Origin of the sequence: Nocardiopsis alkaliphila YIM 80379, assembly GCF_000341005.1 — a bacterium.
GTDB lineage: Bacteria > Actinomycetota > Actinomycetes > Streptosporangiales > Streptosporangiaceae > Nocardiopsis > Nocardiopsis alkaliphila.
Window position 1 is genome coordinate 1 of the sequence record NZ_ANBD01000155.1, and the last position, 8,673, is coordinate 8,673.

Sequence of the window (8,673 nt, forward strand, 5' to 3'; positions counted from 1 at the left end):
TGGAGGAGTACGTCCACGAGAGCCAGGTGCGACGGGTCCGGTCCCCCGGACGGTACTCCCTGTACTCCAACCACGGTCTGGCCTTGGCCGGCTACATCGTGGAACTGCGGTCCGGCGTTCCCTTCGCCGATCGACTTCACGAGTCCCTCTTCGAGCCCTTGGCCATGACCGACACCGCCTTCGTGCACCTGACCGAAGTGGAGGGCCGCCTGCCCGTCCCGCACCATCCCGACGGGCGAGTCGCCGCCGACCTGTACCTGAACCAGACCCCCGCGGGCTCGGCGGTCACCACCACCGCCGACATGGGCCGCTTCATGCTCGCCCTCCTCGGCGGAGGTGAACTGGACGACGAGCGTGTCCTGTCCCCGTCCTCGGCCTCGCTCATGCTCGAACCCCAGTGGTTCCTCACCGCGGAGTCCAGTGGTGTCGGCTACGGCACTTGGGAGTACCGTCAGGATCCACCGAGGGTCGTCGGGCACATGGGCGATCTGCCCGGTCACCACGCCGACTACCTCCTCGTCCCCGACGCGAACCTGGGCTTGTTCGTCGGCAGCAACTCGGTCCATGGCCCCCGAAGCCAGGTCACCGACCACCTTCGCGAGTTCCGCCTCGACCTGCGGCGTCTCTTCCTGCGTGAGTTCGCTCCCCAGGTCAGCTCGCTACCCGCGGATCCCAACGCCCTGGTGGAACTGGACCGCTACACCGGTACCTACCTGAACCTGCGGTTGTCGGCCTCCGACGCCTCCCGGATCCGTGCCCTGGGCGGCTTCGTGCGGGTGGAGCGCGCTTCCGGCGGCGGGTTGACGGTCCTGTCCGGCCCTGGAGAGCCGCTGACGATGCACCCGGCGGGCAAGGGCGTCTTCGTCAGCGAGGACGGGCGGCACCGAGTGGCGTTTCGCGAGAACTCCGACAGGGCCGTGGCCATGGTCTTCGAGGGGAACGCGATCACCACCTACGGGCGGGTCGGCCCGCTCCGTGACCCGCTCCTGCACCAGGTCGTCCTGCTCGTGTCCCTCCTCGTCCTGGCCACCTGCCTGGTGTGGCCGATCACCGCGTTGGTCCACAGGCTCAAAGGTCGGGGCCCTCGTGCCCCGCGCCGTGCGATCTGGGCTCGGCTGACCGCCTTCGCCGCGCTGGTGGGGGCCGGGGTGGGCTTCGGCGCGGTCGGTTACCTCGGCCTCGACCCGGACACCTCCTACCGGTGGCTGTTCGAGGGATCGCTCATGTTGGCCCTGCCACTGTCGTTGTCCGTGCCCTTCCTGGTGGCTCCGCTGGTGTGGACGGTCATGGCCTGGGTGGGCCGCTGGTGGAGTGTGCCGGGCCGAATCCACTACTCCCTCATCGCCTTGGCCGGGGCGGCCCTGCTCGCGCTGGGCGTGTACTACCGCCTGCTCTGGCCCCTGGGCTGAGGCGAACCCGAATCCGCCGGCCAGGGCCTGGTGCCGTGGCCAGGCGCCCTTGTTCGTAGGCGTTCCCGGTCGGGACTACAGCGGGCTCCACCTTCGAACGGTCACCTGCGCCAGTGACCCGGTGGGGGTCGGATTCCTAGCGTTGTGGTCGGTTCGAAACACCCTTCAGCGCCACCACGTCAAGGAGCCCTTCGATGCGCCCACACCCCCTCACGGCCGGCACCCGCCTGGCCACGGCCCTGGCCTTGGCGTCCGTGCTCGCCACCTGTCCCGGAGCCGCCCACGCGGGGACGTCGGCGCCGATGAGCGAGCCGACCGCGCCGCTTCCCGGGGCCTTCGCCGCACCCACCCCCGAGGCCGCCCGGGAATTCATCGACACCCGCGTCCCCGCATTGTTGGCCGACCACGGTGCCCCCGGGATCTTGGTCACCGTGGTCGCCGATGGGGAGATGGTGGCCTCCGGGTCCCATGGTGTCGCCGATCTGGCCGATGGCACACCGCTGGACGAACAGGTGCACGGCTTCCCCACCGCTTCGGTCGCCAAGTCCTTCACCGCCGTGGCCGTCCTCCAGCTCGCCGAACAGGGCCTCCTCGACCTGCATGAGGACGTCAACACCTACCTGTCCGAGGAGTATCGGCTCCCCGACACCCACCCCGAAGAGCCCGTCACCCTGCACCACCTGCTCACCCACACTCCGGGTTTGGACGAACGGACCTCGTTCGAGGATCCCGACGACCCCGACGGGCAACGTGATCTGGAGGAGTTCCTCCGTCAGGTCACCCCCGAACGCATCTTCGCGCCCGGCGAGTACTCCGCCTACTCCAACTACGGCACCGGGTTGGCCGGTTTCGTGGTGCAGGAGGTCAGTGGGGTCCCGTTCGAGGATTACGTGGTCCAGAACGTGTTCGAGCCCTTGGGGATGGCCGACTCCGAGTTCGGCCAACTCCACGAGCTGGGCGAGCACCACACCCTGGTCACCGCGCACACGGCCGATGGCTCGGCCATCGTTCAGGACCACATCCCCCTGGTTCCGGCCGGAGGCGCGGTGACCACCACGGCCGACATGGGGCGCTTCATGCTCGCGCTCCTGAACGGCGGGGAGGTGGAAGGCACTCGGGTGTTGTCGGAGGAGTCGGTGGAGCTGATGCTCGGCCGGCGCTTCGAACACCATCCGGACGCCACCGCCATGGGGTACGGCACCTATGAGTGGCGGACCGGGCCGTCCCGGGCCGTGGGGCACGGCGGTGACCTGAACGGTCTGCACACCGGTTACCTGCTCCTGCCCGAGCAGGACACCGGGATCTTCGTGGCGGTCAACGGCGACGACACCGACCCCGAAGCGGGCGCGAGCCCTCTACACGACCTGCGTTTCTCCGTGTTGCACGACTTCGCCGAGGAGTTCGCGCCCACCGACCCGATCACGGCCGAAGCCGATCCCGGTGCCGACCTCGGTCTCTACGCCGGTAGCTACATCACCACCCGCCGCCCCGCCGAAGGGGCGTTGCGGCTCCTCACACTCTTCGACAACATCACCGTGCGCGACGCCGGTGACGGGACCCTGCGCTTGAGCGGGCTCTTGGCCCCCAACGAGCGTCTGCTCCCCCTCGGCGACCACGTGTTCGTCGGCGAGGAGAGCCAGGAGCGACTGTTCTTCGACGTCCAGGACGGTCGGTCCACCATCCTGTACCTGGATCTGAACCCCACCAGTGGCTACGACCGGACCTCGGTGGTCGAGAGCCCCACCACCCACCGGGTGGTCCTGGCCGCGTCCCTGCTGTTCCTGCTCACCGGTCTCGTCCAGCTCTGGCGTCCGGGCCCAGGCGCACGGAGCGTCGCCGTGGTGTTCGCGTCGTTGACCGCCGTGGCCTGTCTGAGTGGAACGGGGCTGGTGGTCTACGCGTTGGCGGACCAGAACCGGATGGCCGACTGGTTGCTCGGCGCTTCCTCCGTCCTCACCGTTCCGTTCGCCCTGGCGGTGCCTGGGGCCCTGGTCACCGTGGTCCTGGCCGCACTGGCCTGGCGTGGGAACTGGTGGGGAACGGTCCGCCGGGTGCACTATTCGTTGCTTCCCCTGGCGGCGTTCCTGGCCTTGGCGGTGGCCATCCACTACCACCTGGTCTGGCCCCTGGGCTGAAGGACCCGCCGATTCATCGATTCGATCCATGAAAACGCCGATCAAAGTTTGGTCATGGCCCGGTCACGGGAACACTGAAGAGTAGGGTCCGCCCCCACCCCCTTGGGGGACGGGCCCGTCCAATCGTCCCTTGGCCGACGTCCGGCCGACCATACGAACGCACAGGGGCCGGCGCACCAGGTGGTGCGCAGGCCCCTCGCTCTTCCCCGGTTCAGGGGCTACCCCCAGGCCAGAGCGGTCAGCTCCGGGTCCTCCAAGGCGACACCGATGTCCCGCAGCACCTTGGACCCCAGCTCCCCATCGACCAACCGGTGGTCGAAGGAGAGCGAGAGGGTGGTGACCTTACGGATCTTCAGCTCGCCCTCGTGCACCCAGGGCATGTCCCGAATCTGCCCGAAGGCGAGGATGGCGGCCTCACCCGGGTTGAGGATCGGGGTCCCGGCGTCCACGCCGAACACGCCGACGTTGGTGATGGTGATGGTCCCCTCGGACATGTCCGCCGGGCTGGTCTTGCCGGCACGCGCGGTGTCCGTGAGCTCCTTCAGGGACGCCGCCAGTTCCGGAAGGGTCTTGGCGTCGGCGTCCTTGACGTTGGGCACCACCAGACCGCGCTCGGTGGCGGCCGCGATCCCCAGGTTGACGTAGTTCTTGACCACGATCTCCTGGTTCGCCTCGTCCCAGGAGGCGTTGATCTCCGGGTGGCGGCGGACGGCCATGAGCAGGGCCTTGGCCACCAACAGCAACGGCGACACCTTGACGTCGGCGAAGTCCGGGCGCTCGCGTAGACGGGTGACGGCCTCCATCGTCTTGGTGACGTCCACCTGGAGGAACTCGGTGACGTGCGGCGCGGTGAACGCGCTGTTCACCATGGCAGCGGCGGTGTGCTTGCGCACGCCCTTGATCGGAATCCGCCGTTCCCGCGCGCTGCGATCCGGCGCGGGTGCGGCCTCCGGTGCCGAAGCGGCCGGGGCCTTGAGCGCCTCGACGGCGGCGTGCACGTCCTCTCGGGTGATGACACCGTCCTTACCGGTGGGAGCCACCGTCGACAGGTCCACCCCCAGGTCCTTGGCGAGCTTGCGCACCGGGGGTTTGGCCAGTGGACGGCCCACCGGACCCGACGCGGGCGCCGGGCCGGCGGGAGCGGCCATCACACCGGGGGTGCCGGCCGGAGCGGGCTCACTGAGCTTGGGCGGCGGTGCGGACACCGGGGCCGAGGGGGTGGGACGGCGACGGGCGCGCCGCTGCGTGGCGGCCGCCTTCTCGCCATAGCCCACCAGGGGCTTTTCCCGCTCCTCTGTCTCCTGCGCCGCGTCACCGGCGGCGGCGCCGGAGGCACCCGAACCTCCGGTGCCGTCGTCCACGGTGATGATGACCGAGCCGACCTCCACCGTCTCGCCCTCGGCGGCCAACAACTCCTTGACCGTGCCGGAGAACGGGCAGGGCAGTTCGACGACGGCCTTGGCCGTCTCGATCTCACAGATCATCTGACCGTCGGAGACCTTGTCTCCCGGCTGGACGTACCAGGTGAGGAGTTCGGCCTCGACCAGGCCCTCACCGACGTCCGGCAGCTTGAACGCGTGCACCCCGTCGACCGCGGGCGTGCTCTTTTGAATCGCCATGTCTTGCGGTTTCCCCGATCTAGTACGCGAACGCCCGGTCGACCCCGTCAAGGACGCGGTCCAGGTCCGGAAGGTAGTGCTCCTCCAGCCTGGACTGCGGGTAGGGGGTGTCGAACGCGGCCACGCGGATGACCGGCGATTCCAGGTGATAGAAGCACTCCTCGGTGACCCGCGCGGCGATCTCCGCGCCGGGACCGCCGGTGAGGGTGGCCTCGTGCGCGACCACCAGACGCCCCGTGCGCTTGACCGATTCGGTGATGGTGGCGTAGTCGATCGGCGCGAGGGAGCGCACGTCGATGACCTCGATGGAGTGGTCGGTGTCGGCCTCGGCCGCCTGGAGGGCGGTCTTGACCATCGGACCGTAGGCCAGCAACGTGCAGTCGGTACCCGGGCGGGCGACGCGCGCCGCGCCCATCGAGGTGACCTCGTGGATGGAGGCGTCGGTGTCGACCTCGGCCTTCTCGTAGTAGCGCCGCTTGGGCTCCAGGAAGATGACCGGGTCATCGGAGCGGATGGCCTGCTGGATCATCCAGTAGGCGTCTTCGGGGTTGGCGACGCTGACCACGCGCAGACCGGCGGTGTGCTGGAAGTACGCCTCGGGCGACTCGCTGTGGTGCTCCACCGCGCCGATGCCGCCGCCGTAGGGGATGCGCATGACGACGGGCATGCTGAGTTTGCCCGCCGAGCGGCGGCGCATCTTGGCGAGCTGGGTGAAGGTCTGGTTGGCGGCGGGGAAGAAGAACCCGTCGAACTGGATCTCCACCACGGGACGGTATCCGCGCATCGCCATACCGATCGCGGTACCGACGATGCCGGACTCGGCCAAGGGGGTGTCGATGACCCGGTCGGCGCCGAAGTCCTTGTGCAGACCATCGGTGACCCGGAAGACACCGCCGAGCTTACCCACGTCCTCACCCATGACGAGGACCTTGGGGTCGTGTTCCATCGCGGCGCGCAGGCCGGCGTTGATGGCCTTACCGATCGTGAGGTTGGTTCCCATGGCCTAACGGCCCCCTTCCGCGCCGGCGCCTTCGAACGAGGCCAGGTAGTCGGCGAATTCGGACCGCTGCTGGTCGATGTGGACGTTGGGTTCGGCGTAGACCTCGTGGAAGATGTCCAGCGGCTCGGGGTCGGGCATGGAGCGGCACTGGGTGCGTACCTGCTCGCCGACCTTGTCGGACTCCTCGTCGATCCGCGCGAAGAACTCCTCGTCGGCGAGACCGTTGAGTTCGAGGTAGCGGCGGACCCGCAGGATCGGGTCCTTGGCCTTCCACTCGTCGAGTTCGGCCGCGTCGCGGTAACGGGTGGGGTCGTCGTTGGTGGTGTGGGCGCCCATCCGGTAGGTGAACGCCTCCACCAGGGTGGGTCCGTTCCCGGTGCGGGCGTTGTCCAGGGCGGCGCGGGTCACGGCCAGGCAGGCCAGGACGTCGTTGCCGTCCACGCGCACGCCGGGGAAGCCGAAGCCGGCGGCGCGCTTGTAGATCGGCACGCGGGACTGGCGTTCCAGGGGTTCGGAGATGGCCCACTGGTTGTTCTGGCAGAAGAACACGACCGGGGCGTTGTTCACCGAGGCGAAGTTGAACGACTCGTTGGTGTCGCCCTGGCTGGTGGCGCCATCGCCGAAGTAGGAGATGACGGCGGTGCCGTCCTCGCCCACGGCGCCGTCGCGCTGGACACCCATGGCGTAGCCGGTGGCGTGCAGGGCCTGGCTGCCGATGACGATCGTGTACAGGTGGAATCCGTGCTCATGTGGGTCCCAGCCACCGTTGGTGACCCCACGGAACATGCCGAGGAGTTCCTTCGGCTCGATGCCGCGGCACCAGGCGACGCCGTGCTCGCGGTAGGAGGGGAAGGCCATGTCCTTGGGGCGCAGGGCGCGGCCGGAGCCGATCTGCGCGGCCTCTTGGCCCAGGAGGGAGGCCCACAGGCCCAATTCGCCCTGGCGCTGGAGGGAGACCGCCTCGCTGTCGACTCGGCGGACCAAGACCAGGTCACGGTAGAGAGAGCGGATTTCCTCCGCACTGATGTCCAGGGGGTAGTCAGGGTGCTCGGTGAGCTCCCCTTCCGGTGTCAGGAGCTGGATGAGCTCCGGTTCCTCGTGCGCGGCGGTTTCCGACACGTCGCTCCTCGGTTCTCGGGGCCGACTTCGCGTGGGTGAACGCTGGCCGACCATTTAACGGTCCACACGCGTTCCCAGGGTGTCGGGAGGGCATGGACAGTCCTTCCCATATCGTGACAGACCTCACCATGGGACGCGCAAGCCCCCGACGACACCTTTTACGCTGCGCGACCCATGTTCCCGGACCCGTGACCAGGCGAATTAGCAGGGGTTCCTAGCATTTACAAGGGCTTCCAACAACTTTCCGAGCACGTGGTCGCAACGGGTCGGGCAACCTCCGGAGAACCATCCCGGGTCGCCCGCCCGGGATCAGGAACCAGCGGTGGGAGTGGTTCGGGCCTGGTACCGGCCGAAGGGTTCGACACCGGGCGGGTTCCGGGTCGGTGCGGAGTGTGGCTGAACCGGTGTCCTGGGGCGCGTCCAGGACTCGGCGCAGGTCCTTGGAAAGGGTCGGGTTGCTCATCGCCGACCCCCACAGACACAGGCGTTGGTGGTAACGGCAGCGGGGGTGGGGCAGGTGAACTCCGCCCACAGCACCGTGCCCAGCACGGTCAGTGAGTCCGGGTCGGCCCACCGTTGGGTGCCCCACTCGCTCGCGGGTCGATGGATGAGGAGCAGGCCCCACCCGGACTCGGCTTCCTCCCACTCCTGGACCGTGCGCCGGACCGGCTGGCATAGCGGGCGGGCCTTCAAGGGTCCGTCATCGATGACCGACAACCGCGCGGTGGTCTGGCTTCCCATCACGAGCGGGGTGGAAAGCATCCGGATCACCGGGCCACCTCTCCCCACCCGCGACGATCTTGCTCCTGTGGTCAACTTCGGCGCCGAAGTTGACCACAGGAGCAAGATCACGGCGAATAGGACCGGGTCTTTGCTCGGTGTCGGTTCAGGCGACCAGGCCCAGCTCGACGGCCAACCGTGCCGCCCTCTCCTCCGGGGACGTGCCCTCGCTGAGAAAACGCCACATGGCCGCGCCGGTGGGGTTCAGTCCGAAGAACCTCCCCGAGGACAGGTCCAACAGCATCGCACCGTCCTCGGCCATCACCTGTCGGACTCCGGGCGCGGGAACGGGTTCGGTCATCGCTCTCCTTCCGGAACGAGGGTGCCCCTACGCAAGGTCGGCACAGATGGGGCGGCTTCGCCGAGCACTGGCCATTTCCGGACAGGCGAAACCACAGTTTCGCCCTGAAATACGCCCGCTACATACGGTAACGTCCCGCTTGTTCCCCTACCCCCGAACAAGCAGGAACCCCTATGTCCGCTTCCACCGGCGTCAACCCCATCGAGGCGATGAACGAGGCCGAACAGGCCGAGGAACTGGCCATCCGCACCATCTCAGCGGCCCCCATCCTCGAAGACATCACCGACGAACTCAAAGGGGCCGTCTCCTC

At 68.4% G+C, this 8,673-nt stretch carries 7 protein-coding genes; 2 read left to right on the forward strand and 5 right to left on the reverse strand.

Going from position 1 to position 8,673, the window contains the following annotated elements; all coding sequences use genetic code 11:
- Both D472_RS0121190 and D472_RS29345 read left to right on the forward strand, forming a co-directional pair.
- The coding region (locus D472_RS0121190) for a serine hydrolase domain-containing protein (protein ID WP_017606456.1) at positions 1–1,409 on the forward strand (1,409 nt) is incomplete at its 5' end.
- Positions 1,410–1,603: 194 nt separating this feature from the next.
- Complete coding sequence (locus tag D472_RS29345) at positions 1,604–3,544, forward strand: serine hydrolase domain-containing protein (protein WP_017606457.1); 1,941 nt, start codon at positions 1,604–1,606, stop codon at positions 3,542–3,544.
- 218 nt (positions 3,545–3,762) lie between these two features.
- On the opposite strand, the gene D472_RS0121200 is transcribed toward D472_RS29345, so the two are convergent.
- The 5 genes from D472_RS0121200 to D472_RS26165 all read right to left on the reverse strand — a co-directional run bounded on the left by D472_RS0121200 (position 3,763) and on the right by D472_RS26165 (position 8,363).
- Complete coding sequence (locus D472_RS0121200) at positions 3,763–5,163, reverse strand: dihydrolipoamide acetyltransferase family protein (RefSeq protein WP_017606458.1); 1,401 nt, start codon at positions 5,161–5,163, stop codon at positions 3,763–3,765.
- 19 nt (positions 5,164–5,182) lie between these two features.
- Positions 5,183–6,163, reverse strand: coding sequence for an alpha-ketoacid dehydrogenase subunit beta (locus D472_RS0121205; RefSeq protein ID WP_017606459.1), 981 nt, complete (start codon positions 6,161–6,163; stop codon positions 5,183–5,185).
- Positions 6,164–6,166: 3 nt separating this feature from the next.
- On the reverse strand, positions 6,167–7,282 hold the full coding sequence (pdhA, locus tag D472_RS0121210) for a pyruvate dehydrogenase (acetyl-transferring) E1 component subunit alpha (RefSeq protein WP_017606460.1): 1,116 nt from the start codon (positions 7,280–7,282) through the stop codon (positions 6,167–6,169).
- Between the two features lie 459 nt (positions 7,283–7,741).
- Positions 7,742–8,053: an ATP-binding protein gene (locus tag D472_RS26160; protein ID WP_017606461.1), complete on the reverse strand. Its 312-nt coding sequence runs from the start codon at positions 8,051–8,053 to the stop codon at positions 7,742–7,744.
- Positions 8,054–8,168: 115 nt separating this feature from the next.
- On the reverse strand, positions 8,169–8,363 hold the full coding sequence (locus D472_RS26165) for a PqqD family peptide modification chaperone (RefSeq protein WP_017606462.1): 195 nt from the start codon (positions 8,361–8,363) through the stop codon (positions 8,169–8,171).
- Positions 8,364–8,673: the final 310 nt, after the last annotated feature.